The sequence below is a fragment of the Peristeroidobacter soli genome, assembly GCF_004138485.1.
Lineage (GTDB): Bacteria > Pseudomonadota > Gammaproteobacteria > Steroidobacterales > Steroidobacteraceae > Steroidobacter > Steroidobacter soli.
In genome coordinates this window covers 406,721-432,983 of the sequence record NZ_ML142848.1, presented here as the reverse complement: position 1 = coordinate 432,983, position 26,263 = coordinate 406,721, and the positions used below count along the sequence as shown (strand labels likewise).

At 62.9% G+C, this 26,263-nt stretch carries 18 protein-coding genes; 17 read left to right on the top strand and 1 reads right to left on the bottom strand.

Going from position 1 to position 26,263, the window contains the following annotated elements; translation table 11 throughout:
• The first annotated feature begins 28 nt into the window (after positions 1 to 28).
• From EKO19_RS01660 to EKO19_RS01620, 9 genes are all read left to right on the top strand, one after another.
• Entirely contained in the window at positions 29 to 1,405 is a 1,377-nt protein-coding gene (locus EKO19_RS01660) for a peptide MFS transporter (protein WP_129774673.1), read from the top strand.
• A 37-nt stretch (positions 1,406 to 1,442) separates the two neighbouring features.
• On the top strand, positions 1,443 to 2,819 hold the full coding sequence (locus tag EKO19_RS01655; RefSeq protein WP_129774672.1) for an aspartate aminotransferase family protein: 1,377 nt from the start codon (positions 1,443 to 1,445) through the stop codon (positions 2,817 to 2,819).
• Positions 2,820 to 2,828: 9 nt separating this feature from the next.
• Complete coding sequence (locus EKO19_RS01650; protein WP_129774671.1) at positions 2,829 to 3,194, top strand: nuclear transport factor 2 family protein; 366 nt, start codon at positions 2,829 to 2,831, stop codon at positions 3,192 to 3,194.
• Complete coding sequence (locus tag EKO19_RS01645) at positions 3,181 to 3,882, top strand: aspartate/glutamate racemase family protein (RefSeq protein WP_129774670.1); 702 nt, start codon at positions 3,181 to 3,183, stop codon at positions 3,880 to 3,882. The genes EKO19_RS01650 and EKO19_RS01645 overlap by 14 nt, the downstream gene beginning before the upstream one ends.
• 92 nt (positions 3,883 to 3,974) lie before the next feature.
• Positions 3,975 to 5,153, top strand: coding sequence for a serine hydrolase domain-containing protein (locus EKO19_RS01640; protein ID WP_129774669.1), 1,179 nt, complete (start codon positions 3,975 to 3,977; stop codon positions 5,151 to 5,153).
• 11 nt (positions 5,154 to 5,164) lie between these two features.
• Positions 5,165 to 6,091: a PHB depolymerase family esterase gene (locus tag EKO19_RS01635; protein ID WP_217705073.1), complete on the top strand. Its 927-nt coding sequence runs from the start codon at positions 5,165 to 5,167 to the stop codon at positions 6,089 to 6,091.
• A gap of 116 nt (positions 6,092 to 6,207) precedes the next feature.
• Entirely contained in the window at positions 6,208 to 8,349 is a 2,142-nt protein-coding gene (locus EKO19_RS01630; protein ID WP_129774668.1) for a TonB-dependent receptor, read from the top strand.
• Positions 8,349 to 9,830 carry a serine hydrolase domain-containing protein gene (locus tag EKO19_RS01625; protein ID WP_129774667.1) on the top strand — a complete coding sequence of 494 codons (1,482 nt, stop codon included), beginning with the start codon at positions 8,349 to 8,351 and terminating at the stop codon, positions 9,828 to 9,830. Before EKO19_RS01630 ends, EKO19_RS01625 begins: the two co-directional genes overlap by 1 nt.
• A gap of 8 nt (positions 9,831 to 9,838) precedes the next feature.
• Positions 9,839 to 11,152 (top strand): CitMHS family transporter, encoded by a 1,314-nt coding sequence (locus EKO19_RS01620; protein ID WP_129775950.1) that lies wholly within the window; start codon positions 9,839 to 9,841, stop codon positions 11,150 to 11,152.
• A gap of 286 nt (positions 11,153 to 11,438) precedes the next feature.
• Here EKO19_RS01620 and EKO19_RS01610 read toward each other — a convergent pair whose 3' ends face one another.
• On the bottom strand, positions 11,439 to 11,747 hold the full coding sequence (locus tag EKO19_RS01610) for a YciI-like protein (RefSeq protein WP_129774665.1): 309 nt from the start codon (positions 11,745 to 11,747) through the stop codon (positions 11,439 to 11,441).
• Positions 11,748 to 11,882: 135 nt separating this feature from the next.
• Here EKO19_RS01610 and EKO19_RS01605 point away from each other — a divergent pair, with 135 nt between their 5' ends.
• From EKO19_RS01605 to EKO19_RS01570, 8 genes are all read left to right on the top strand, one after another.
• Positions 11,883 to 12,893 (top strand): threonine ammonia-lyase, encoded by a 1,011-nt coding sequence (locus EKO19_RS01605; protein WP_129774664.1) that lies wholly within the window; start codon positions 11,883 to 11,885, stop codon positions 12,891 to 12,893.
• Between the two features lie 58 nt (positions 12,894 to 12,951).
• Positions 12,952 to 14,535, top strand: coding sequence for an alpha/beta fold hydrolase (locus tag EKO19_RS01600; protein WP_129774663.1), 1,584 nt, complete (start codon positions 12,952 to 12,954; stop codon positions 14,533 to 14,535).
• A gap of 134 nt (positions 14,536 to 14,669) precedes the next feature.
• Complete coding sequence (locus EKO19_RS01595) at positions 14,670 to 15,257, top strand: RNA polymerase sigma factor (protein WP_246038807.1); 588 nt, start codon at positions 14,670 to 14,672, stop codon at positions 15,255 to 15,257.
• Positions 15,254 to 16,246, top strand: a complete 993-nt coding sequence (locus EKO19_RS01590; RefSeq protein WP_129774662.1) for a FecR family protein — start codon at positions 15,254 to 15,256, stop codon at positions 16,244 to 16,246. Before EKO19_RS01595 ends, EKO19_RS01590 begins: the two co-directional genes overlap by 4 nt.
• 96 nt (positions 16,247 to 16,342) lie before the next feature.
• Positions 16,343 to 18,709 (top strand): TonB-dependent siderophore receptor, encoded by a 2,367-nt coding sequence (locus EKO19_RS01585; protein WP_129774661.1) that lies wholly within the window; start codon positions 16,343 to 16,345, stop codon positions 18,707 to 18,709.
• An 18-nt stretch (positions 18,710 to 18,727) separates the two neighbouring features.
• Positions 18,728 to 20,422, top strand: a complete 1,695-nt coding sequence (locus EKO19_RS01580; RefSeq protein ID WP_129774660.1) for a serine hydrolase domain-containing protein — start codon at positions 18,728 to 18,730, stop codon at positions 20,420 to 20,422.
• Positions 20,423 to 20,444: 22 nt separating this feature from the next.
• Positions 20,445 to 22,124, top strand: a complete 1,680-nt coding sequence (locus tag EKO19_RS01575; protein ID WP_217705072.1) for an N-acyl-D-amino-acid deacylase family protein — start codon at positions 20,445 to 20,447, stop codon at positions 22,122 to 22,124.
• Between the two features lie 19 nt (positions 22,125 to 22,143).
• Positions 22,144 to 26,055, top strand: coding sequence for a penicillin acylase family protein (locus EKO19_RS01570; protein ID WP_175596923.1), 3,912 nt, complete (start codon positions 22,144 to 22,146; stop codon positions 26,053 to 26,055).
• Positions 26,056 to 26,263: the final 208 nt, after the last annotated feature.

Genomic DNA, 26,263 nt, shown 5'->3' with positions numbered 1-26,263 from the left:
GATGGCAGGCGCCAGCAGAGTTGAGCCGATGAACGCTGCGATTGCAGCGGTGGGCAATTATCAAAGCCCGCCTCTGCAACGGACGTTCTTCGGCCATCCGCGCGGCCTCGCGTACATCGTTTTCGCTGAGGGTTGGGAGCGATTCTCCTTCTACGGAATGCAGGCACTCCTGGTCCTGTACATGACGGGGCAGTTGCTGCAGGCGGGGAACGTCGAAAACATCGCCGGCTTCGCCGCGTTTCGTTCACTGCTCGAGTCGGTGCTCGGACCGCTGTCGACGCAGGCGTTGGCGTCGCAGATCTTCGGGCTCTACATCGCGCTGGTGTATTTCTTCCCGATCCTCGGCGGTTTGATCGGCGATCGGCTCACCGGCCGGACGCGGGCGGTCATTGCCGGCGCGTTGCTGATGGCCATCGGTCATTTCCTGATGATCTTCGAGTCCGCATTTCTGATGGCGCTGGCGGCGCTGATTCTCGGCTCGGGCCTGCTCAAGGGAAATCTCGCCGCGCAGGTGGGCAATCTCTACGAAAAGTCGGACAGCCGTCGCGACTCGGCGTTCTCGATGTATTGCCTGGCGATCAATGTCGGCGCGTTCGTCGCACCTCTGGTGTGCGGGACGCTGGGCGAGCTGTACGGCTGGCACTACGGCTTCGGGGTCGCCGGCGTCGGGATGCTGGTCGGCATCGCCATATATATGAGTGGGCGCGGCCACCTGCCGCCCGACCGGGTTACGTCGGATGCATCGGCCCGCGTTCAGCTTCAGCCCGGCGACGGGGCGGCCATCCTTGCGCTGGCCGGTGTCATCGGCGTCGTGGCCTTGTACTGGATCGGCCAGACCCAGGTCTGGAATACCTATCCGCTCTGGTTGCGCGATCACGTCGACCGGACGCTGTTCGGCTTCAATGTTCCGGTGACCTGGTTCCAATCGTTCGACACCATGGCGGTGCTGGCGCTGGCACCGGCGGTGATCTGGTACTGGCGTCGTCAAGCGAGGCGGGGCGCCGAGCCGAAGGATCTCACCAAGATCGCAGCCGGCTGCGCCGCCTTCGCGATGGGCTGTGCATTGCTCGGCGTCGGCGCGACGTTGTCGGGCGGCGGCAGGATCTCGATCGTCTGGCCGCTGGCATTTCATTTCGTTTGCGCCATCGGCTATCTGTACACCTGGCCGATCGCTCTCACCTTCATATCGCGAGCCGCGCCGGTGGCGGTGAACGCGATGATGGTTGGCGCCACCTATCTCGCGATGTTTCTCGGCGGCCTGTTCAGCGGCTGGCTGGGCCGCTTCTACGAAACATTGTCGACCACTCAGTTCTGGTCGATGCACGGGGTCATCGTGGGCTGCGGCGCCGTGTTGATCCCGATATTGCGCGGGCCGTTGCTGCGAGTGTTGCGCGTGACGGCGTGATGGTCACAAATCAAATTTGTCGTTGAGGGTTGGAACGATGGCTGAGAAAAGATCGACGGGCGAATGGCAGGCGATGGATCGGGCGCATCACATGCATCCGTTCACCGATTCCAAGACCCTGGCTGCCCGTGGCACGCGAGTGATCACGCGCGCGGAAGGCGTTTACGTTTGGGACAACGAAGGCAACAAGATCCTGGACGGCATGGCCGGGCTGTGGTGTGTGGCGGTTGGCTACGGTCGGCGTGAGCTGGTTGACGCGGCGACGCGCCAGTTGCTCGAGCTGCCTTACTACAACAGCTTCTTCCAGACCTCGACACCGACGCAGATCGAGCTGGCGCAGCAGCTGTCCGAGTTGACACCGCCGGGCCTGAAACATTTCTTCTTCGCCAACTCCGGCTCCGAAGCCAACGACACCATCATTCGGCTGGCGCGTCTGTACTGGGCGCTGATGGGCAAGCCGAACAAGCGTACGTTCATCGGTCGCACCTGGGGTTACCACGGCAGCACGGTTGCGGCGTCGAGTCTCGGCGGCATGCCGGCGATGCATACCCAGGATGGCAAGAACCTGCCTGAGTTCGCTCATATTTCACATCCGCATTGGTATCTGCGCGGCGGCGATCTGTCCCGTGACGAGTTCGGCATCCAGGCCGCTCGCGAGTTGGAAACGAAGATTCTCGAGCTCGGTCCCGAGAATGTCGCCGCCTTCATCGGCGAGCCGGTGCAAGGCGCGGGCGGAGTCATCGATCCGCCGCTGACCTATTGGCCCGAGATTCAGCGTATCTGTCGCAAGTACGACGTGCTGCTGGTGGCGGACGAAGTGATCTGCGGCTTCGGTCGTCTCGGTCACTGGTTCGGCTCGGAGATGTACGGCATCAAGCCGGACTTCATGCCCATGGCGAAAGGCCTGTCTTCAGGCTACCTGCCGATTGCCGCCGCGGCGATTCACGAGCGCATCTTCGAAGTCATCAATGACAAGGCCGGCATGGTTCATCACGGTTACACCTACTCGGGCCATCCGGCCGCCTGCGCGGTGGCGCTCGCCAACATCGAGCTGATCAAGAAGGAAGAAATTATCGAGCGGGTGCGTCATGACACCGCGCCGTACTTCCGCAAGGCCATGGAGCAAGTGACGACTGGGCATCCCATCGTCGGCGAGTTGCGCGGAGTGGGGCTGCTGGCCGGCTTCCAGCTGGTGAAAGATCAGGCCCGGCGCACCGTATTTGCGCCGGAACAGGAGGTCGGCATTCGTTGCCGCGAGTTCGCCACTCAAAACAATCTGATCATGCGACCGCTCGGGCAGTCGACGGTCGTGCTGAGCCCGCCGCTGGTCATCTCTCGCAGCGAGATCGACGAGCTGGCGGATAAAGTGAAACGCAGCCTGGATGCCACCGCGAAACTATTCGCGTTGGCCTGAGGAGGGCCTGTGCAAGCACAAGAGGAAATCGAGGCTCTGCTCCGACGCTACTTCGACGGCCTCTACTATGGCGATGCGACGCTGTTGAAGTCGGTGTTTCATCCGCAGGTGCAGTTGATCGGAGATGTCCACGGCGCGCCTTATCAGAACTCGTTGCAAGGCTTTCTCGACGCGGTCTCCAGCCGGGAATCGCCGCATCAACGCGGCGAGGAGTTTCAGATGGAGGCGCTCGGAATCGAGGTCATGAATCAGGTGGCGTACGTCAAGGCGCGCTGCCCGATGCTCGGCTTCTACCATCACGATTATCTATCGCTGGTCCACGACGGTGAACGCTGGCTCATTACAAAAAAGATTTTTACGCATGCCGCGGATTGATGGCCCGCGCATCGCGCTGTTGCACGCGTTTCCGGAGTCGATCGAGCCGATTCATGCCGCGTTCGCCGCTCTGTGGCCGCGTGCGATCACGTTCGATCTGCTGGACAGCTCGCTGTCCGCTGACCTGACGCGCGCGGGAGAAATGACGCCGGCCATTGTCGATCGCGTCGTCGCCCTCGCGCGCTACGCCGAGTCGTGTTCGGGCCAGGGCGGCACTACTGCAGCTGTCCTCGTTACCTGCGCTGCGCTCGGGCCAGCGATCGATGCGGTGAAACGAGCGGTGAAGATTCCGGTCGTGCGGCCGAACGAGGCGACGTTCGAGGATGCCGTGACGCTGGGAGGGCGCGTCGGTCTGCTCGTGAGCTTTCCGCCATCGCTAGCGGCATTGCGCGCAGATCTCGATGCGATGGCTCGGCAACGCGGCGTCAGTGTGGAAGTGGATGCGCGTGTAGTGAAAGGTGCGCTCGACGCTCTGAAGCGAGGCGACGGGCATACGCATGACTATCTGGTAACAGAAGCAGCCGCGCAGATGCCGGTGACGAACAGCCTGGTCCTGGGGCAATTCTCTCTGGCGCGGGCGGCGGCGCCGATCGAACAGATGACCGGACGCCCTGTGCTCACGACGCCTGAAAGCGCCGTGTTGAAGCTGCGCGAGCTGTGCGCGCAATCGGGGCAACACGCGGTGTAGCAGATACACCGCGAAGAGCGCGGTAGGCACCCGTCGCGATGTGAGCAGGGAATATAAATATTCAACGACGCTTTTCGAGTAACGAGGAATCCATGCGTACGGTTGACCAGGCAGCAGCGACTCACTTCAACGAGGTCCGGAGTGCGGCCCAGGTACGAGTCCGCAATGCCTATGCGGGCAAGTTGCTACCGACGGATCTGGTCGATCTGTTCAAGACGCATCAGTGGACCTTTGCGCAACGAGCCATTGCATGCGGCTCCAATCCGTATCCGCTGCCTCGTGCGAGTACCACGCTGGAAGATGTGACCATTCAGTCGTACGGCAAGCAATTCGATCTCGCCGACTATGTCTCGCGCAATCGGGTCGCCGGTCTGCTGGTCATCAAGGATGGCAAGGTGCTGCGAGAACATTACGATCTGGGGATCGATCAGCAGACGCGTTGGCCGTCGATGTCGGTGGCGAAGTCGATCAGCACGACTCTGGTCGGCGCGGCCATCCACGATGGCGCGATTCGCAGCGTCGACGATCTATTGACGCGCTATCTGCCCGAGCTGGACGGTACGCCTTACGCGCAGGTCACGATCAAGCATCTGTTGCAGATGGCGACCGGGTTGAGCTGGGATGAAGACCAGACCGACGCGCGCTCGCATCGGCGCTCGATGCTGGAGTTGCAGCTGGATCAGAAGCCCGGCGCGATCACTCGCTATCTCGCCAGCCGCGAGCGCATCGCCCCGTCCGGAGACCGGTGGGAATACAGCACGGGTGAGGTTCACATCGTCGGGGCACTGTTGCGCGCCACCACCGGCCAGTGGCTGTGCGATTACCTCAGCGACAAGATCTGGTCGAAGTTCTCGATGGAGCAGCCGGCGCAATGGTGGCTGGAGACGCCGGGCGGCCTGGAGATCGCGGGCACCGGACTGGATGCGACCCTGCGCGATTTCGGGCGTTTCGGCCTGTTCTTCCTCAACGGGGGTCATGCCGGCGGACGTCAGGTGCTGCCCGATGGCTGGGTGCCCGAGGCGACGCTGTCCAGAAAGATGGGGGACAAACAGGTCCACTATGGTTACATGTGGTGGCCGGTGGCGGCGCCGGATGGCACGTTCGTCGACGGGGCGTTCAGTGCTCGCGGCATCTTCGGTCAGTACATCTATATCAATCCGCTCCACCAGTTGATCGTCGTCACGTTGAGCGCGCGCTCCAAGCCGCGTTTCGCCGAGGGAGGCATGCTCGACAACGACTTCTTCAACGCCGTGGTCCAGGCCGTGCGATGAGTGGAGACAGCATGAAAGTGTTGCAGGCGATCGTGGCGATGCTGGGGCTGGCGCTGGCGAGTCCGGGCTGGGGCGCCGATGACGGTCCCAAGAAGGAATTCGAGTGGTCCGACGTCGGCAACACGCCGTATCGGGCGGCACGCCTCGATCCACGCATGCTCTACACGCTGTTCGTGCCAAGAAACTACGACGAGTACGGCACCAAAGAGTATTGGTTGATCGTCGTCGTGCATGGGACGGAGCGTGATGCTGCCGGTTATCGCTCACGCTACGCCAGGTTTGCCGAAGAGCACGACGCAATCGTGCTGGCACCGTTGTTCGCCGCGAACACGCAGGCCTCGAACGATCTCGAGAACTACAAGCTGATCGATTTCCAGAACACGCGCTACGACCTGGTGTTGCTCAGCATGGTCGACGAGATCGCGGCGAAGTACCGGCTGCGCGATGAGCGCTTCCTGCTGTTCGGCTTCTCCGGCGGCGGTCACTTCGCGCATCGCTTCTATTACCTGCATCCGCATCGCTTGCTTGGCGTGTCGATCGGCGCGCCGGGCGTCGTGACATTGCTGGATGACCAGAGCGATTGGTGGATCGGCGTGCGCGACGTGTTACCCCGCTTCGGGGTGAAGATGAATTTGCCGGCGATGCGCAAGGTGCCGGTGCAAATGGTGATCGGCGCTGAAGACAACAAGCCCCACCCGGGAACCATCGACAAGTCCTCCGCCTACTGGATGGGCGAAGGCGTGCAGGGGGCTGACTTCAACGCCGCCGGCAATTCGCGAGTGGCGCGCATGGTGAACCTGAAACGCAGCTTTGAGGCTGCGGGGATCAAGGTCCGTCACGACATTGTTCCCGGAGCCGGGCACGAGTCCGAGAAGCTCGATGCACAGGTGCAGGACTTCTTCGGAAAGATTCTCGAACGGGCCGGCAAGGCGCGTTGAAGCGACGCGGACGCGACCGCGTCCGCGAATCAAGGACGGGTCAGTTTTTATGGTCGCAGCCCGACGGCGCGATGCTCTGAACGGCTGCCTATATACTCAACAAAGGGGAGAACGACATGGTGCGTAATAGAACGATGGAAATCGCCGCGCTGTCGGCGATGGGGATGCTGGCCGCCGGCACCGCCAGCTCGGCGGACAAGGCCAACACGAACGGTGCGGACTCGGTGGAAGAAATCACCGTCTCGGCCACCCGTTCACGGTTGCCCGCGAATCTCGAATCCGTGCCGGGTTCGGTCACGGTGCTGGATGCCGCGGATCTTCGCGAGCAGACCCAATTCTCCAACGACCTGGGCGAGGTTTTGCAGCGAACCGTTCCTGGCATGGGGTTGTCGTCGGGGGGCAGCTACTCGAATGCGTTTCAGACCCTTCGTGGCCGCAAGCCCGCCGTGTTCATCGACGGCGTGCCCGCAACGGTGCCGCTGCGAGATGGCGGCCGCGATCTGCGATTGATCAGCCCGTCGGCCATCGGTCGCGTCGACGTGATCAGAGGCGCGACCGCGATCTACGGTCTCGGCGCCGCTGGCGGCGTCATCAACTATGCGACGCGCGAGGCCCAGCCGGGAGAGAGCGAGTTGCGCACCAGTGTAGGCGTGGGTGGCTCGCTCACGCACATGAGCGACAGTCTCAACTGGTCTGTCGAACAAAGCGCCGTCGCGGCGGGCGAGCGATTCTCGTTCGTCGGCAGCGGCTATTACGAAGCCTACAATTCGCTGTTCGCCGCCGACGGCAAGCGCATCATTCCCGATCCGCAGCGTCAGGGCGGTATCGCCGATACCAACACTTACAACTATTACGGCAAGTTCGGTTTCAACATCAACGACAACGCCAGCCTCTATCTCTCGACCAACGCCTACCAGAACATCCAGGACACCGCGTACATCGCGGGCGCCGCCGGCGTCTTCGGTTCGGTGGCGACCAACTCGATTCGTGCCGAACCGCCTGGCGAAGACAAGCTCACCAAGAGTCAGACCACCATCCTGCGTTACGTACAGCGCGGCTTGTTCCACGACAGTGAGTTGAACCTGTCCGGCTACTACAACGAGTACGACGCGCGCTACGGATTCGCGCTGCCGCCGGCGAATTTTCCGCCCAACGGCGGACAGACCCAGATCGAATCCGAACGTTGGGGCTTGCGCTCCGACGTCTATACGCCGCTGACATTCAGCGGCCGGACCGGCAGCTTGCTCTGGGGCGTCGACTATACGCACGACAACTCGGTGCAGGTGCTCCTCGACGGCCGCGTCTATGTGCCCGAGCTGGTCGCGAAGTCGATTGCGCCGTTCGTGCAACTCGAAATGCCGGTGAGCGACTGGCTGAATGTCCGCGGCGGCGTGCGTTACGACGATACAAAGATCTCCGTGGATACATTCACGACCATCGCCAGCTCGCCGACGTTGCTCGGTGGCGTGACAGTGCAGGGCGGTGAAGTGGGCTTCGATGGTCTGGTGGGCAACATCGGCGTCGTGACCACGCCGATCAGCTCGGGCGCGTTCGAAGGATTCAGTTACTACGCGGGTTTCTCGCAAGGCTATTCGATCGGGGATTTCGGCCGCGCCTTGCGTTCGACGTCGGCGCCGAGCGTCGAGGTGTTCAATTTCAAGGCCGACACCGTGAACAGCTGGGAGCTCGGCATGCGCACGGATCGGGGCGGAGTGAAAACGCAATTTGCCGTGTTCTACAGCACGTCCGACTACGGCTCGACCTACAACGCCTTGACGTTCGAGCTGTCGCGCGCGCCTGAAAAGTTGTGGGGCGCGGAGTTCTCGGTAGACGCCGAGGTATCGGACGACTGGCAGCTCGGGGCATCGGTCAGTTGGGTGGATGGCAAGACCCAGAATGTGACCACCGGCCGGTGGTCGAAACTCGACACGACTCGTATCGGACCGGTGAAGTCGACGGTCTATATCGACCGTGCTCTCGGCGAAACCTGGAAAGTGCGTGGGCAGTTCATGCATTCCGCGCGACAGAGCCGCTTCCCGAACAATCCGGCCGTATTCGGCCAGGCCGATGTCGAAGCGTACTCGCTGCTGGATCTTTCGGTCAGCGGCCAGGCGGGCCCGGGCGTTCTTGCCATCGCCGTCAACAACGCGCTCAACGAGGATTACTTCACGCCGGACAGTTGGCGTTACGCAAACAGCGCGTACTTCAGTCAGGGGCAGGGCGCAACGATGCGTATGACGTACACCGTGACTTATTGATGAAGATCACGAGGCGAAGCTTCAACTCGCTGCTGCTCGGGAGTGTGGCGGCGAGTGCCTCGGGTTGCGCGTCGGTGATCCCGGCGCGCGAGCAGGGCATCGATTCGCGTGCGGTGCTGGCGTTTCTCGACGAGGCGGCGGCGCGAGACATCGAACTGCACAGCTTCATTCTCTATCGGCACGGTGCCGTGGCGGCTGAAGGATGGTGGCAGCCTTATCGTAGCGAACGTCTTCACATGCAGCACTCACTTACCAAGAGTGTGACGGCATGTGGCGTGGGACTGGCGATCGCCGAGGGCCGCTTTGGTCTCGAGGATACGGTGGCTACCTTCTTCGAGAGCGAGTTGCCGGCGAACGCCGCGCCGTCATTGTCACAGATGACGGTGCGCGATCTGCTGACCATGCAGACCGGGCACGGGGAAGGCGTGTCCGGCTCGGTGTGGCGGCAGATCACGACCAGCTGGGTTGCGGAGTTCTTCAAGCTGCCGCTGATACATGAGCCGGGCACCACGTTTGTTTACAACAGCGCCGCCAGCTTCATGCTCTCGGCGTTGATTACGCGAACGACCGGCATGTCTCTGCGCGACTATCTCGAGCCGCGATTGTTTGAACCGCTGGGCATGCGAAACATGCTGTGGGATCTGGGGCCCGGCGGTATCAATCCCGGCGGCAACGGCTTGAGTTGGACCACGCTCGATACGCTGAAGCTGGGGCGTCTGCATCTGCAGAAGGGGCAATGGCAGGGGCAGCAGATTCTGCCCGCCTCCTGGGTGGGCGAGGCCACTCGCGCGCAGGCTCACAACGGTCGATATGGATATCATTGGTGGCTAGGGCCGGGCCACGGAATCTATTACGCCGCGGGTTTGTTCGGACAGTTCTGCTTCGTGTTTCCCGAGCACGACGCGGTGCTGGCCTGCACGGCCGGCACCACCGATGAGAAACTGCGCGATGCGGTCTGGCGCTATTTTCCGGCGGCCTTTACTGGCGACCGGGGCGGGAGTGACGCGCTTGCCCATCGCTGCCGAAAGCTCCGATTGCTCGAGCCGCTGGCCTCGACTCGTTCGCCCACGTCGCAGGAAATATCTGGACGACGATTCGATATGCAGCCGAACGACGATCAGGTCGTCAGCGTTCAGTTCGACTTCAGCCCAGAGCGCTGCCTGTTTTCGCTTCAGGATGCGCGCGGCATTCACCATGTCACAGTCGGCCTGCGGGACTGGATCGAATCCGAAACCACCATGACAGGCGGCAAGCTCCACCATCAGTATGAGCCAGACACTCTGCGGGTCGTCGCGGGTGGGCGCTGGCTCGATGAGCGCACGTTTGAGATGACCTGGCAGTTCGTCGAGACCGCATTTCGAGATACCGTGGTCTGCCGCTTCGACGGCGGCGCGCTGACTCTCGATCGCAGCGTCAATGTGAATTCCGCCGCAACGTCGCGTCCGACGTTGCACGGAGCCGTGTCGAGCGCACGCACTTGAGCGAATCGATGCTGTCGCTGCTGGCGTTCGCCATGGTTGCGACGTTCATGACGCTGATCATGACGCGCAAGCTGTCCGCGCTGGTGGCACTGATCATCGTGCCGACCGTGTTCGGCGTGCTCGGTGGATTCGCGCCGAACCTCGGCGCGATGATGATCGACGGCGTGAAGCAGCTGGCGCCGACGGGCGTCATGTTGCTGTTCGCGATTCTGTACTTCGGCATCATGATCGATGCCGGATTGTTCGATCCGCTGATCGTGAGAATCGTTAAGTTCGTCGGTAGCGATCCAGTGAAGATCCTGGTCGGGACCGCAGTGCTGGCGCTGGTGGTGTCGCTGGATGGCGATGGCACCACCACTTATATGATCACGGTGTCCGCGATGCTGCCGCTATATCGGCATCTCAAACTGGACGTGCGCTGCATGGCCTGCGTCATCATCATGGCCGCGGCTGTCACCAATCTGCTGCCTTGGGGCGGGCCGACGGCGCGCGCCGCCAGTGCATTGAAACTCGATCCGGCCACCGTGTTTCTGCCAATGGTGCCCGTCATGTTGGTGGGGGCGGCGTGGGTGATCGTCGTTGCATGGTGGTTCGGGCGGCGAGAGCGAATGCGTTTGGCCTCTCAGAGTACGCCCATCGCGGAGGCGCTCGTCCAAAGCGATCTCATCTCCGAAGAGCCCGAACGGAATCAGGCCGCGCTGCGTCCGAAGTTGTTCGTGGTGAACCTGGCGCTGACCGCGACGCTCATGGTGATGTTGATTCTCGGCGTGCTGCCGCTCGCGGTGTTGTTCATGCTGGCATTCGCGGTGGCGTTGACGCTGAACTACCCGTCGCTCGCCGAGCAGAAACAACGGCTGACCGCCCATGCCGGAAACGCGCTCGCCGTCGTTGCGTTGATTTTCGCGGCCGGCATTTTCATGGGCATCCTCTCGGGCACCCGCATGGTCGATGCAATGGCCCAGTCGGTCCTGGGAATGTTGCCGCCGGAGCTGGGGCCTTATCTTGCGCCGATCACGGCCTTGCTCAGCATCCCTTTTACTTTTTTCATTTCCAACGACGCTTTTTATTTCGGCATGCTGCCCATCCTGGCGCAGGCCGCGGCCGCCTATGGCATCGACCCGGCCGTGCTGGCCCGGGCGTCACTGGTCGGACAGCAGATTCATTTGCTCAGCCCGCTGGTGCCCTCGACCTATCTGCTGGTCGGCATGGCGCGGATCGAGTTTGGGGAACATCAGCGGTTCTCGCTGTCCTGGGCATTGGCCGCCTGCGCGGTCATGCTGGTCAGCTCGTTGCTGTTCGGGATATTTCCTCTGGCGGTGTGATTCGGCCCGACCGCCGGGTTTTTTGCTTTTCTGGGGTTTTTATTGGATTTCGCCATGCGTAGCCACGTCCGCACGTTCGACAAGCTGATCGCCCACCTTCGACCTGGGCTTCGATTGGGCCAGCAGCCGGCCGTCGCCGTAGATCTCGAAGGTCACAGCGGCGGATTTGCCGAGACTGCTGTCGTCGATGCCAACGTTCGGCCGGGTCGCTTGTCGTGCGCCATCAGGGTCCCCCTCTAGTAAGAAGACCGGGGAGGGGGCGAAATCCGTAATCGAGGGTCGAACCTCACTTCGGCGGCGGTACCGGATGGATGGCCAGCTCGCCCACGACAGTGGTCCACTCGCGCACGTACCAGTGGGCGACCAGCCCGTTCTGGACATAAGGATCCGACTTGGCGAAGGCCTCGGCGACTTGCCGCGATTCGCCGCGAAACAGGATGACCGCGCCGTCGGTGGGGTCGGCCAATGCGCCGCCGAGGATCATCTCGTTGCGGGCAATGGAGTCCCAGGCCTTGCGCAGATGGGCGTCCCGGAACTGGGCCCGCTTTTCCACATAGTCCGCGCCCACTTCATAGAACAGCAGAAAGTGCTTCATGCCCGCCCTCCGATGCCTTCGGGCCGCCAGTTTGCGCCGAATCGGCGCCGGGCGCGCGTCTTCAGTAGATTTTCCGATGAGCCCGGCGCGGAGCTGCCGCATCCTTCGTCGGCTCGAAGTCCAGTCGGAATCAAAATGCAGCGTGTGAGCGCGGATGATGTGAAGTTTGCGGCCCGGCGGCTGACCGGCCAGGTGCTGGAAACACCGCTGATCCAGAACGCAGCGCTCGATCGACGCACCGGTGGGCGGATTCTGGTCAAGGCCGAATGCCTGCAGGTCACGGGGTCCTTCAAGTTTCGTGGCGCGCTCAACCGGCTCATGCAACTGGACGCCGAACAGCGGCGTGCCGGCGTGGTCGCGTTCTCCTCCGGGAATCATGCGCAAGGCATAGCGGCGGCGGCCCAGCGGCTGGGAATTCCAGCGACGGTGGTCATGCCGCGCGATGCGCCGGGTATCAAGGTCGAGAATGCGCGAGGCTACGGAGCCGAGATCGTCTTCTACGATCGCATCACCGACGTGCGAGAAGAGATCGCCGACCGGCTCGCGCGCGAGCGAGGCGCCATCGTGGTGCCGTCCTTCGACGATCCTTACATCATCGCCGGGCAGGGCACGGTGGGATTGGAGATCGTGTGGCAGGCCCGGGCGCTCGGCATGGAGCCGGACGCATGCATCGTTCCAACCGGCGGCGGCGGATTGCTTGCTGGCACCTGTCTCGCCATCAAATCGGAGAATCCTGGCGTCAATCTCTACAGTGCCGAGCCGGCAGGCTACGACGACACCGCCCGGTCGCTGCGTTCGGGCCGGCGCGAGACCAATCCACCCGGTCCCGCCACCCTCTGCGACGCCTTGATGGCGCCGAGCCCCGGCGTGCTGACGTTCGCCATCACCGGCCCGCGCCTGGCGGGCGGGCTGACGGTAACCGACGAAATGACCATCGAGGCGATCCGCTTCGCCTGGCGTGAGTTGAAACTGGTCGTGGAGCCGGGCGGTGCCGTTGCGTTGGCAGCGGTGCTGGCGAATCGGATCGATTGCCGGGGCAAGCGGGTCGTGATCGTGTTGAGTGGCGGCAACGCCGACGCCGCCAGTTTCGCCCGCTGGATCGTACCAGCAGCGCCGGAATGCCAAGTTGTCGAAGCCGGCGGCTAAGCTGTCGGATGACGGCGCGTATCAAGCTGATCATGCGGATCGTTGTTCGAGGTTCCCGATGATGAAATGTGTCTGGCTGAAGCGGTTGGCTTTATCGACCGCGCTCTGTGCGGCGCTGTATTCGGTGCCAGGCCTGAGTCACGACCTGATCTTGACCCCGGACCAGCTGCGCATGGACGGCGAGCCGGCGCTCGAGGCCGAGCGCGGCCTGATCTTCGTTCCGGAGAATCGAGCCGATCCGGCCAGTCGCAAGATCGCCGTTCACTTCCTGCGCTTCCGGGCGCTCGCGGCGCCCGCCGGTGCGAGCGAGGCGAAACGCGCACCGGTTTTCCTGGTGGCGGGCGGCCCGGGCAGCGACTTCACGTTTACGAGTCGATGGGAGCGCGAGCAACTGCGCTTCTTGCGCGCCACGCGCGACGTGATTTACGTCAGCCAACGCGGTAATCCTCGCGCGCCCGGGCTCGTGCCGGCGATGACGCTGCCGCCGGCTCCCTTGCCGCTGGATCTGCCGGGCTCGGCGGAGCAGACCCGTCAAAGTCAGCGGTCCACGCTCGAAGCGGCGTTGCAGGAGTGGACGCGTCGGGGCGTCGACCTGCGAGGCTATGACATTCTGAACATCGTCGACGATCTGCATGATGTTCGCGCCGCGCTGGGCTACGACAAGATCGTTCTGCGCGGCTGCAGCTTTGGATCGCAGTGGAGCCTGTCGTATCTCAAGCGTTGGCCGCAGACGGTGGACCGTGCGTTGCTGAGCGGCGTCGAACCGCTCGATCACACTTATGACGATCCGCGAGGCCTGTGGACTTCGATGGTCCATCTCGCGCAGCTCGCGGAAGCCGATCCGTCATTCGCGAAGTACGTGCCGAAGGGCGGCTTGATCAAGTCGTTGCAGAATGTCTTGCAGCGCCTGGAAGCGCAGCCCGCGAAGGTCGAGATCGAGGAGCCGAAGACCGGGCGGCGGGTGCAGGTCACTGTCGGTGCCGACGATCTGCGCGAGCTGGTGCGCAATGCAAATGGTTTCGGCACTGGCACCCGGCTGGACAGTCTGGCGAACTGGCCGCGATTTCTTGCCGAGCTGGACGCCGGTGACTATCGCTATCTGGCCGCGAAGACCTGGGAATCCCGCACCAGCACCGAGCGCAGCCCGCTGATCCTGCTGCTGATCGATAACAGTCTCGATATCACCGCGGCTCGCGACGCGTACCTGCGCAAGGCGTCGGAAGAGAAGTGGCTCGGCGATATCAACGATCATTATCACAACACGCGGGACCTGACGCCGACGCGTCGGGTCGGGGACGACTTTCGCGCCGACTGGTCCATCGACGTGCCAGTGATGTTGCTCAATGGCGATCTGGACTGGTCGACGCCGATCGAGAATTCCCGGCATCTGCGCGGCTTCCTGAAACAAGGTCATCTGCTCGAGATCGCCGGCGGTACTCATTGCACCGAGATGAACGAAGTGATGGCGCAGCAGCCCGAGCTGATGCAGAAGGTGTACTCGTTCATCGATGCCGACTTCACGACCACGCCGGCGCAACAGTTCTTCGCGTCCATGCCGAAGCAGGCGTCGCTGGCGCCCATGAAGTTCCAGGCAGTGACCGGGCCGTCGTTGTACGAGCAGTGGCGCGGGCGGGCGCGTTGATGCCGGCCGCGGGCTGACAGCCCTCCCTGCAAAGGCTCGGCACCCGGGCGCTAAGCGGCGCGCCCGGGCATTCTGTTACTCAGCAGGCCTATACTTCTGGCGTCGACAGGTCCTGGGTGCCGATGAACCGCCTGATGCCTTCGCTCTATCCTTTGTTGCCCGCCGACGCGCCGCTGCCACAGAGCAGCGAGCCGCCTCGCTTCGAGGTGTTGTCACGGCTGTTCGCCGAACATAACCGGTCGCTGCATGCATTCCTGATGTCACGGCTGGGCAACGAGCAGGAGGCACGCGAGGTCGCGCAGGAGGCCTACGTTCGACTGCTCCAGTTGCAGCGCCCCGCTGCGGTCGAGTTCCTGCGCGCCTATCTCTTCAAGACCGCGTTGAATATCGCCGTGGATCGCGCCCGCCAGCGTGGCGCCCGCGCACGGCTGGACAATCGCGAGCCGGCCCCCGATCTGGTGGACGGATTGAGTCCGGAGCGCCGGCTCATGGCGGCCGAGGAACTGGCCTTCATCGAAAAGACCCTGCACGAGTTGCCACCGAAATACCGACGGGCGTTCGTCCTGCATCGTTTCGACGATTGGTCCACCGAACAGATCGCCGCCGAGCTGGGCGTGAACAAACGCATGGTCCGCAGCTATCTCAGCCGGACGGCGGTGTATTGCCAGTTGCGCTTGAAAGGCCTGTCGCCGCTCGCGGCCAGAATGCAGGTGATGCCATGAGCAGCGTGTCCGTAGACGCACGCATCATGGATGAAGCAGCGCGCTGGGTAGTGCGGTTGAAAGAAGACTCGCTCAGCGAACAGGATCTCGCGGCCTGGCTGGCGTGGTGCGAAAGCGATGAGCGCCATCGCCAGGCGTTCGAGGATGCACAGAGTTTCTGGCAGGGAGTGGGTGCGCTGGCGGAGGCGCCGGATGCGCCATCACGACTGCAGGCGCTACGTAAACCCGAAGTTGCATCGCCTCCGGTTCGGCGTCACTGGATGATGGCACTGGCGGCATCGCTGGCGGCGGTCGGCATCGCCGTGTCGTTGTATCTGGCGCGTCAGCCGGAACGGCTCGTCGCGGATGCCGCAGTGTCGGTCTCGCGCAAGACGTTGCCCGATGGTTCGACGGTCGAGTTGGCCGCGAAGTCGGCGGTCGACGTGCGCTACACCGAGCAGCAACGTTTGCTCGAGCTGCGCCCCGGCGGCGAAGCGTACTTTGACGTGCAACCGAATCCGCAGCGGCCGTTCATCGTCAGCGTCGGCGATCGTCGCGTGCGTGCCGTGGGTACCGCGTTCAACGTGCGCAGTGCCGGCGATCGCGTCATCGTCACGGTCGACGAAGGCACGGTCGAGATTTATCGCGCCGCCGAGCCGCTGCCGAAAATCGCCGCCGATTCGATGCGCGTGAGCGCAGGTAACGAAGCCCGCTGGACGGACGAAAACACGGCGGCATCGGTGCGCGCGACCAACCCGGCACGCGCACTGGCGTGGCGGGAAGGCCGGTTGGAATACATCGATGAACCGCTCGCCGCAGTGCTGGCCGACATCAATCGATATTCGCACCGGCGCGTGGTCGTGGAGCAAGGAGCGGCCGATGGGCTGGCGTTCACCGGCACGGTGTTCGCGGTGTCGGTAGACGAATGGCTGCGGGCGCTGCCCGGCGAGTTTCCCGTTCAGTTGCAGCCCAACGGCGAGAGCGAATTCAGGTTGATCCGTAAACGATAAAAAAATCGTAGTGCCACCTGGCGCGGCTCACTCGTTTCACTGTCAAAGACCGGGCATTGCCCGGTCCTGGCAGACAACAAACGGGGAGAGAGCGCGATGGTTCGGGCGTGGCAAGGCATGGCCGTTCTGGCCTGTGTTTTTTCGGGGACCCCTGGGACTGTTTCCGCCGCGGCGGCGGCGACTGAGACCGATGCTCTGGGGCGGATCGTCGAGCTGCGCATCGGTGCGCAGTCGCTCGCGACAGCACTGATCGAGTTCTCACAGCAGTCTGGCGTTCAGGTGATGGCGTCGGCAGGGCTGGTCCGTGGGCTGCAGACCCAGGGCGTGCAAGGTCAGATGTCGGTGGCCGCGGCGCTCGATGCGCTGTTGCAGGGAACGCGATTGAACGTTCATCCCGCCGGCCCGAACACCGTCAGCCTGCGACGGCCCGAGGCAGTCAACACTCCGACGGCCGCGGCGAATACCGAAGAGATGCTCGAGTTCATCGTGGTGACCGCCACCAAGACTGAAGCGAGCGTGACGGAAACGTCACAGTCGCTGTCGGTGGTGACGCGGGAAGAAATGGAACTGCGCGGCGTGCAGGATTTGAACGGGGCGTTGAGCTATAGCTCCGGCATCAAGTTTCGTGACTATCCCGGCGGACAAGGCATGCAGGATTTCTACCTGCGCGGCTTTCGTTCCAACAACACCGCGGGCAGCGTGTTTCGCGACGGGTTGCGACAGCAGTTCAACGGCCTGGACGGCGATCTGGAAACCTACGGCCTGGAACGCATCGAGCTGCTGAAGGGACCGTCGTCGGTGCTGTATGGACAGGGCGCGCCCGGCGGTCTGGTCAACGCGATCACCAAGCGTCCGACCAAGACGACGCTGCGCGAGCTAGTCGTGCAGGGCGGCTCGCACGATCGTCTGCAGGGCGCCGCGGATTTCAGCGGGCCCATCGATGCTGATGCCGAGTGGCGCTATCGCATGACCGCGCTCGGCCGCGAGTCCGACACGCAGTTCGACTACGTCGAAGACAATCGCATCTACGCCGCGCCGGCGCTGACCTGGGCGCCGTCGGAGCGCACCGAGCTCACGCTGCTCACGCAATATTTGAAAACCGAAGGCAGCGGTGGCGAGCAGAGCTTTCCGGTCGTTGGCACGGTGCGACCCAATCCCAACGGCCAGATTCCAGCGAATCGTTTTCTGGGCGATCCGAGCTGGAATCTGTTCGAAGTGGAAGGCGAGGCCGCGGCCTATGAATTCAAGCACCGCTTCACCGACAGCCTGCGCTTCAACCAGGTGTTGCGCTATTCCGAATCGGATACCCGGCTGAAGGCCGTGTCACCCACTGCCAGCGGCAATCTCACCAACAACCGGTTGCAATCGCGGCTCGGCGTGGATCGAGTGGCCGACTCGAAGCAACTCACCACGGACGCGAATCTCGCCTGGTCGTTGCATGGCGATGCGATCGAGAACACCGTGCTGGTCGGCATCGACTACGCGTGGCATCGTCGTAACAATGTCCAGCGCAACGGCACCATCGCTGCCATCGATGTGTTCGCTCCCGTGTACGACATGCCCATCGTTTGGGCGCCGACGCTCGCGATCAATCAAACCTCCAGCCTGGACCAGACCGGCATCTATCTGCAGGACCAGGTGAAATGGCAGGGCCTGTCGATCACCGGCGGCCTGCGCCGCGACGAAGTTCGGACCGAGAATCTGGTTCGCAATCTGAACGTGCGTCAGGTCGTGGAGGACGACAAGATCACTGGCCGCGTCGGTGCCATCTATGAAACCGCCCTTGGCTTGGCGCCTTATGCGAGCTATTCGACCTCCTTTCAGCCGCTGCCCGGCACCAGCTTCGGCGGCCGGCCGTTCGAGCCCACCGAAGGCAAACAGATCGAAGTCGGTGTGAAGTACCAGATCGATCCCGGCTCGCTGCTGACACTCGCGGTGTACGAGCTGACCCAGACGAATGTTTCGACGCCCGATCCCGCTCATGCCGGCTTTTTCGTGCAGCAGGGTGAGGTTCGTTCCCGCGGCGTCGAGCTCGAGGGACGTACCAAAGTGACCGAAGCCCTCAACCTGATCGCCGCCTATGCATACACCGACGCCGAGACCACCAAGGCGAATCCGGCCGCCAATGGCATTTCCACGGTGGGTTTGAAGCAGCTCGGCATTCCCGAGCACAACATTTCTCTGTGGGCTGATTACACCTTCGCGCTCGGTGCCGATCACACGCTGGACCTCGGCGCTGGCGCGCGTTACTTGACCGATACCTACAACACCGACAACTCCGTTCGTGTCGACGGCTACACGCTGGTGGATCTGGCCGGGCATTATACCTGGAGGGGGTATGCGCTGTCGGTGAACGTGTCGAACCTGCTCGACAAGGAATATTTCACGCCCGGCTTCTACAACGGCACGGTGTTCTACGGTTATGGACGCACAGTGCTCGCGACGTTGCGGTATCGCTGGTAACGGTCGGAGCAGCAGTTCATGAGAAAGTTGTCGATGCGTGCGCTGCTGTTGGCGGTGTGCTGGTTGTCGTTCGCCGTATCCGCGTCCGCTCAGGACGAGAGCAAGCAGCGCGCGGTCGATGCGTTGTTCGGCGAGGTCACGGCCGATGGGCCGGGCATCGCCGTCGGCATCTATCACGAAGGAAAAACGATCTACGCCCATGGGTACGGTAACGCGATACCCGGGCGCGACGCTCCCATCACGGAACATACCGTGTTTCATGTGGCGAGCGTGTCGAAAGAGTTCACGGCATTCGCCATCGCGCTGCTGGTGCGCGATGGCAAGGTGAAACTGGACGACGACATCCGTACCTACCTGCCGCAGATGCCGGATTTCGGCGCGCCGATCACTGTCGGCGATCTGGTTCATCACCTGAGCGGGCTGAAGGAACAGAACATGATGTTCTGGATGGCCCAGCGCTACCGTAACGACAATCTCAAACAGCAGCAGGCGTTGTCGTTGATCGCGAGGCAGCGCGGATTGGTTTCTCCGCCTGGGACACGTTTCAGCTACAACAACACTGGCTACACGTTGCTCGCGGCCATCGTGCAGGCGGCGAGCGGTCAGACGCTGCGGCAGTTCACGGACGCTCGCATCTTCGAGCCGCTGGGGATGAAGCAGACGCTGTTTCGTGACGATGCGAGCGAGATCATTCCGGAGCTGGCGGATGGTTTCACTCCACGCGGCAAAGGTTGGGGACGCGCGGTGCTGGGCTCGGAACTGGTCGGTCCGACGGGTTTGCATTCGAGCGTCACTGACATGATGAAGTGGCTCGCCAACTTCGATCAGCCTCGCGTCGGCGATGCCGCTTTCATCGAACGAGTGTTCACGCCGGGCAAGCTCCGCGACGGCAAGCCGATCAATTATGCGTTCGGTCTGTTCAACCAGGATTTCGCCGGCCATCCCGCCATCACGCACGATGGCTCCGACTACACCTACCGCAGCACGCTGGTATACCTGCCGAAGGAACGATTCGGCGTGGTGTTGCTGGCCAACTCACAGCGCAATCTGGGTGACATTGCCCGCAAGATCGTCGAGCTTTATCTCGGTGCGGCGCCCGGACCGCGCTCCATCGTTGACGGCGGCGCGCCGGTCATTCAATCCACGGCCAAGCAGCGGCAGGCACTGGTCGGTCACTATCTCAATCCCTATCTGTGGGCCGCCGACATCGTCGAGAAGGACGGCAAGTTGCAGTGGCTGTCGACTGGCTGGCCGAGCTCGGACGTTCAGCTGCGCAAGGACGATGTGTTCTCACGCACCCTCGGCACTGAACTGCGCTATTTCAAGATCGATCGCGACAAGCGCGGTGCCGTGACCGGCTTCCGTCTGGTCGGCGCGCTGGGCGAGGATACCGGCGATCGATACGAACGCATCCCTCCGGTCTCGCCGACGCTTGCGGATCTGCAATTGCTGACGGGCGACTATCGCACCGGTGAGGTCGATATCACTTACACCTTTACCGTTCAGGACGGACAGCTCACCGCGCGCTCCATCTGGTCGACCAAACCGATCCGCCTCAGCCCCGTGACCGCCGATCGGTACGACACCGACGACATTCCGATGGGCTCCATCGAATTCGTGCGCGAGCCTTCGGGCAAGCCGACCGGCTTCCGCATCGTCGGCGGTGGGATGCGGGGAACCGTGTTCGAACGCGTGGCGCCGTTCGTTCGCTGAACGGCTCGCGATGATGAGATCGATGCTCCGGACGTTGGCGGCGGCGTGGCTGATGCTCGCCGCATCGATCGCCGCAGCTGAAGATTTCGATGTGCTCATTCGCGGCGGCACCGTCTACGACGGCAGCGGTGCTCCCGGTCGCAAGATCGATGTCGGGCTGCGCGGCGACCGGATCGTTGCTATCGGAAAGTTGCGCGACAAGACGGCGAAGCAAACGGTGAACGCGGCCGGGCTGGCGGTCGCGCCGGGCTTCATCAACATGCTCAGCTGGGCGACCGACTCGCTGCTGGTCGACGGCAACAGTCAAAGCGACATCCGTCAGGGCGTGACGCTGGAACTGCTCGGCGAAGGCATGACCATGGGACCGCTGAACGACGCGATGAAGCAGCAGTTCGGTCCGCGCATGCGCAAGCTTGGCGTCGACCTGAGCTGGACGACACTCGGTCAATATCTGGAATTGCTGGAGAAGCGCGGCGTGTCACCGAACGTCGCGTCCTTCGTCGGGGCAACCACGGTGCGCCTGCATGTCATTGGCGCTGCGAATCGCGCGGCTGTTCCCACAGAACTGCAGGCCATGCAGCAGTTGGTGAGAGATGCCATGCAAGAGGGCGCGTTCGGCGTCAGTTCTGCGCTTGCGTATGCACCCGCGACGTTCGCCAATACCGATGAGCTGATCGCGCTGTCCAAGGCCGCGGCGGAGTTCGGTGGCATCTACATTTCTCACATTCGCGATGAGGGCGACCGCTTGGTGGAGTCGGTCGAGGAGGTCATCGAGATCGCTCGCTCGGCAAGAGTTCCCGCCGAGATCTATCATCTGAAAGCACTCGGCGCGCCGAACTGGAACAAGCTCGACATCGTCATCGACAGGATCGAGGCCGCACGTAAGGCCGGAGTGCGCATCACTGCGGACATGTATCCGTACACGGCCTCAGCCACGGGTCTCGATGTGACCATGCCGCCCTGGGTGCAGGACGGTGGGCTCGATGCCTGGGTCGCTCGATTGAAAGATCCGGCGGTTCGCGCACGACTGCTGGAGGAGATGAAGGCGCCGTCGACACCCACCTGGTCGAATCGACTGCGCAATGTGGGCTCGCCGGAGAATGTGCTGATCCTCGGTGTGAAGTCTCCCGGCCTGCAGTCCATCGTCGGCAAGACGCTGGGTGCGGTGGCTCGCGAGCGCGGCACGTCTGTGGAAGATACGGTGATCGATCTGGTGATCGAGGATGGCAGTCGCCTGCAGGTCGCGTATTTCCTGATGTCGGAAGAGAACATCCGGCGCGCGATCTCGTTGCCTTGGATGAGTTTCGGTTCGGACGCGGGTTCGCCGACCGTCGAAACGGCGGTGTCGCAAGGGCCTGAGCATCCCCGCGCTTACGGAACCTTCGCTCGTGTGCTGGGAAAGTACGTTCGCGAGGACAAGGTCGTGTCGCTCGAAGAAGCCGTGCGACGCCTGTCGTCGCTGCCGGCGCAGACGCTGGGTATCGAAGATCGTGGCCGGATCGAAGTCGGGCGCTACGCCGACGTGGTGATCTTCGAGCCAGCGGCCATCGCCGATCGTTCGACGTTCGCGGATCCGCATCGATACGCAATCGGCATGCGCCACGTCTTCGTCAATGGGGTGCAGGTGCTTGCGGACGGCGAGCACACCGGCGCCAGGCCAGGTCGCTTCGTGCGCCATCGCGGCCGCGCCGTCATGCAGTAGGTTCAAGGGGAGTCGGTGGATGTTGGGGAATTGCTGGAAAGCGCGGGCCTTGCTCGCCACGGTCCTGTATTGCGGCTCGGGCTTGGCAGCCGCGCCGAGCGTCGAGCTGTCGCGCACTCAGTACGGCGTCGTGCATGTGAAGTCCCCCGACTATGCGGGGCTCGGCTATGGATTCGGATTCGCGCACGCGACTGACAACGTATGTTTGCTCGCGAGGTACCTGGTCACCGTCAATGGCGAGCAGGCGAAGTATTTCGGCGCGGGGCAGGGCGGAGGGAACCTGCGGAAAGACTTCTACTCACGTTATTACTATCGCATCGACGATGCCGCCCGGGCGCAGTTCGACAGGATGTCTCCTTCGGTAAAGGACCTGTTGCGCGGATACGTGGCTGGCTACAACCGCTATCTTGCCGTCACGCCGCCGGCGCAGCGGCCGGCTGATTGCCGTGACGCCGCCTGGGTGCGACCGATGACGCTCGATGATATGTATCGGGTCATTTCAGAGAAGGTCGTGCTCACCAGCGCTTACGGCCTGGCCGATGCGCTGGTCGCCGCCGCGCCTCCGAACAAGCCCGCAATCGTTGGGCAGTTCATCGTGCCCTCGCTTGCCGAGATGGAGGTGCCGCAACTCGGCAGCAACGGTTGGGCCTTCGGCCGCGAGGTCACCGACAACGGCCGCGGTCTGCTGTTGGGCAACCCGCACTTTCCCTGGAAGGGTGAGAACCGCTTCTACCAGATTCACCTGACCATTCCCGGCGAGGTCGACATCATGGGCTCGACCATTCCGCCGCTGCCGGTCGTGGGCATGGGCTTCAACAAGGATGTGGCCTGGACGCACACGGTTTCCTACGCCAAGCGCTTCACGTTGTTCGAGCTCACGCTGGATCCCAGCGATCCGCTGCGCTATCGCGTCGACGGCAATTGGGTTGCGATGACGCCGGTCACCGTCTCTGCAGAAGTGCAGGGCGAGGACGGCAAGACGGGTTCGCGCCAGCATACGTTCTACGAAACTGTGTTCGGTCCGGTGTTGATCGTGCCGTCGAACGGTTTGAAGTGGACGGCGGCGACCGCGTACGCGCTGGGCGACGTCAATCGCCAGAACACCGACGCGCTCGACACCTGGCTCAACATGGCCAAGGCGCGCAATGTCCCGGAGCTCAAAGCGGCTGCCGGTGCGAAGGCCGCGTTGCCCTGGGTCAATACGCTGGCCGTCGATCGCAACGGCGACGCGTTGTATGCGGACTACTCGCGTCAGCCCAACGTGTCGGCCGCGATGCTCGCGGACTGCAAGCCTTCGGCAGCCGCGGCAGCGCTGGCTGATTCGGAAGGAATATTCGTGCTCGATGGCGCTCGCGAGCGATGCAACTGGACGCGGCAACCCAAAGTGCCGGGACGAGGCATCATCGCGGCCTCGCAGCTGCCGACAACCACTCGCGTCGATTACCTCGCCAATGCCAACGACAGTTATTGGCTGGTGAACGCGAAGACGCGCTTGCAAGGGCGGTCGCCGATGAACGGGCCGGGCGCGATCGAGCAGGGCTTCCGCAATCGCATGCAATTGTTCGACATCGAGCGCCGCCTTGCTGGAACTGATGGTCTGGCGGGTAGCAAGCTCTCGCGCGACGCCGTCAAGGCGATGCTGTTCTCCAACCGCAATTATGCGGCCCTGCTGGCGCTGGATGATCTGCTCAAACTGTGCAAACAAACGTCCACTGCGACCGTGGCTGACCAGGCCGTCGATCTCGCGCCGGCGTGTGGCGTGCTTTCGGCGTGGAATCGCAAGGACGATCCGGAGAGCCGCGGCGTCGCGCTGTTCCGTGAGTTCTGGTCCAAGGCGGAGAAGATTCCTGGCTTGTATGCCGTGCCATTCGATGCCGCCGATCCGGTGAACACGCCGCGTCAGCTGAACATTGGGAATGCGGAAGTCGCGAAACAACTGCTGACGGCGCTGGGAGGCGCGGTGGCGTCGCTTACGGACAAAGGCATCGCGCTGGATGCGTCGCTGAGTCAATTGCAGACCGTGACTCGCAACGGACGCAAGATTCCCATACCCGGCGGCGATGGCGGGCTCGGCGTGCTGAACGCCATTCGCACCGCGCCGCTCAACAAGGACGGCTATGACATCGTTCATGGCACCAGCTATCTGCAGATCGTGACCTTCGACGAACACGGGCCGCTGGTGGATGGCGTCCTTGCTTACGACCAATCCGTGGATCCAGCGTCGCCGTTTTATTCGCCGCAGGTCGAGTTGTTCTCCCGCGGTCAGCTGTATCGCTTTCCGTTCACTGCGGAGCAGATTCGCGCCGACGCGGGTTATCAGTCGGTCGCTCTTCCGGATGATCGCATCCTGCACGGTGCGACGCCGGCTGCCCTCGACGCCGCCGCGCCGTTCGCGGATCTGGATGGCGCATCGGCACCGGGCTGCGCGGTGGGAACCTGGCAGGACGGCAAACAATCTTTCATCGACGGCTTCGGTCTGGCCGATGTCGAGAGCGGCCGGCGCATCGGTGCGGACACAGTCTTCGACGCCGCGTCTCTCTCCAAGCAGTTCACAGCGTTCGCAGTTCTGCTATTGGAGCGCGAACGACGCCTGTCACTCGATGACTCGATCCGAAAGTTCGTGCCCGACTTGGGTGAGTACGCTCAGCCCGTCACGATTCGTCACTTGTTACATCACACCGGCGGGTTGCGCGATTACGTCGCGCTGTCGCGGATCCAGAATCCGCCCGTGACCACCAAGTTGGATGAAGCTCGCACGATCGAATTACTGGCGCGTCAGCAGGCGGCGGAGACCGCGCCTGGCACCGAGTACATGTACAGCAATACGGGGTATTTTTTGCTGTCGCGGGCGGTGGAGAAGGCGAGCGGGCAACGATTCGGCGAATTCGTCGCCGCGCGGGTGTTTCGTCCGCTGGGCATGAAGGACACCAGCGTCGGCGAGCGTCCAGAGGTGCCTCGTGAGCGGCTCGCAAACAGCTACATGGTTGCCGGCGGCAAGGTCACGGTGGCGGGCCAGATGGCGTTCGTTTCCTTCATCGGCGCGGGTGACATCAGAACCACGCTCACTGACCTGTCGAAGTGGGCTGGAAACTTCTGGTCCGGCAAGGTGGGCGGCAAGGCGCTCATCGAACGCATGAGCGAGGTCGGAGTACTCGCCAACGGAACACCGACCTCGTATGGTGCCGGCCTGACCAACTCGACGTATCGCGGCCTTCCAGTGCTACGGCATGGCGGTTCGATGAACGGCTTCCGGCACGCGTTCCTGGTATTTCCCAAGCAGCGCTTCGCGGTCACTGTGCTTTGTAATCGCAGCGATGCTGGCGCGGGAGTGCGCGCTGAAGCAGTGGCCGATGCATATCTGGGAGCGTCGATGCTGCCACGGGCGGCGGCGGCGGAGATCGTGACATTGCAATCCGCACCGTCGCGAGTCGAGATTGCGGCGGCTCAGCCCGGCCTGTATCGAAACGTTGCGTATGGCGAGTATCTGCAGCTCGAACGTGACGGCGCCGGCGCCTTGCGGCTGCGATATCGCGGCAGTCTTCTGACGCCGGAGCCGTTCGCACCGAAGGTCTATCGCACCGAGCCGTTGCAGTCGTGGCCGATCTATCTCTCGTTCGGTCCTGGACGGGCATCGATGGAGTATGCGGGCGACCTGGATCATTACGAACTGACGACCCAATGGCAACCGACCGATCTGGCGCGCTACGCGGGCGACTACCGCAATGACGAGAACGGTGCGCAGCTGCGAGTCGGCTTCGAGAACGGCAAGCTTTCGACGGAGTTGATGGGCATGAAGTTACCGCTGCTGCCGGGCCGGGAAGGAGAATTCACCGCCGGCCGGGGCGCGATCGCAGTCCCCGTGACTGGACCCGCGAACTGGGTGGAGCTGCAAATGATCGGTCTGCGGGGGCTGCGTTTCGAGCGACGCTAGCCCGATTCGCTGTTCTCGGAAGCTCAGATGAGGAGCCGCCGACCAAAGTTGCGATCAGTAAACTCTTCTGGCCCGGGCGTTACGAAGTCACCGCAAGGTCAGTGGCCTGCGGTGACAAGGAGCTGTGGCGAGGAATATCTCATGAATGGACGGACTATCGTTCAGCCGGTTTCCCTGGCGACGACAGACAAGTTCGTCGATGACCGAA

Coding starts and splice junctions, on each gene's coding strand:
- EKO19_RS01660 (WP_129774673.1), top strand. CDS start 29: ATGAACGCTGCGATTGCAGCGGTGGGCAATTATCAAAGCCCGCCTCTG.
- EKO19_RS01655 (WP_129774672.1), top strand. CDS start 1,443: ATGGCTGAGAAAAGATCGACGGGCGAATGGCAGGCGATGGATCGGGCG.
- EKO19_RS01645 (WP_129774670.1), top strand. CDS start 3,181: ATGCCGCGGATTGATGGCCCGCGCATCGCGCTGTTGCACGCGTTTCCG.
- EKO19_RS01640 (WP_129774669.1), top strand. CDS start 3,975: ATGCGTACGGTTGACCAGGCAGCAGCGACTCACTTCAACGAGGTCCGG.
- EKO19_RS01635 (WP_217705073.1), top strand. CDS start 5,165: ATGAAAGTGTTGCAGGCGATCGTGGCGATGCTGGGGCTGGCGCTGGCG.
- EKO19_RS01630 (WP_129774668.1), top strand. CDS start 6,208: ATGGTGCGTAATAGAACGATGGAAATCGCCGCGCTGTCGGCGATGGGG.
- EKO19_RS01625 (WP_129774667.1), top strand. CDS start 8,349: ATGAAGATCACGAGGCGAAGCTTCAACTCGCTGCTGCTCGGGAGTGTG.
- EKO19_RS01620 (WP_129775950.1), top strand. CDS start 9,839: ATGCTGTCGCTGCTGGCGTTCGCCATGGTTGCGACGTTCATGACGCTG.
- EKO19_RS01610 (WP_129774665.1), bottom strand. CDS start 11,747: ATGAAGCACTTTCTGCTGTTCTATGAAGTGGGCGCGGACTATGTGGAA.
- EKO19_RS01605 (WP_129774664.1), top strand. CDS start 11,883: ATGCAGCGTGTGAGCGCGGATGATGTGAAGTTTGCGGCCCGGCGGCTG.
- EKO19_RS01600 (WP_129774663.1), top strand. CDS start 12,952: ATGATGAAATGTGTCTGGCTGAAGCGGTTGGCTTTATCGACCGCGCTC.
- EKO19_RS01595 (WP_246038807.1), top strand. CDS start 14,670: ATGCCTTCGCTCTATCCTTTGTTGCCCGCCGACGCGCCGCTGCCACAG.
- EKO19_RS01590 (WP_129774662.1), top strand. CDS start 15,254: ATGAGCAGCGTGTCCGTAGACGCACGCATCATGGATGAAGCAGCGCGC.
- EKO19_RS01585 (WP_129774661.1), top strand. CDS start 16,343: ATGGTTCGGGCGTGGCAAGGCATGGCCGTTCTGGCCTGTGTTTTTTCG.
- EKO19_RS01580 (WP_129774660.1), top strand. CDS start 18,728: ATGAGAAAGTTGTCGATGCGTGCGCTGCTGTTGGCGGTGTGCTGGTTG.
- EKO19_RS01575 (WP_217705072.1), top strand. CDS start 20,445: ATGCTCCGGACGTTGGCGGCGGCGTGGCTGATGCTCGCCGCATCGATC.
- EKO19_RS01570 (WP_175596923.1), top strand. CDS start 22,144: ATGTTGGGGAATTGCTGGAAAGCGCGGGCCTTGCTCGCCACGGTCCTG.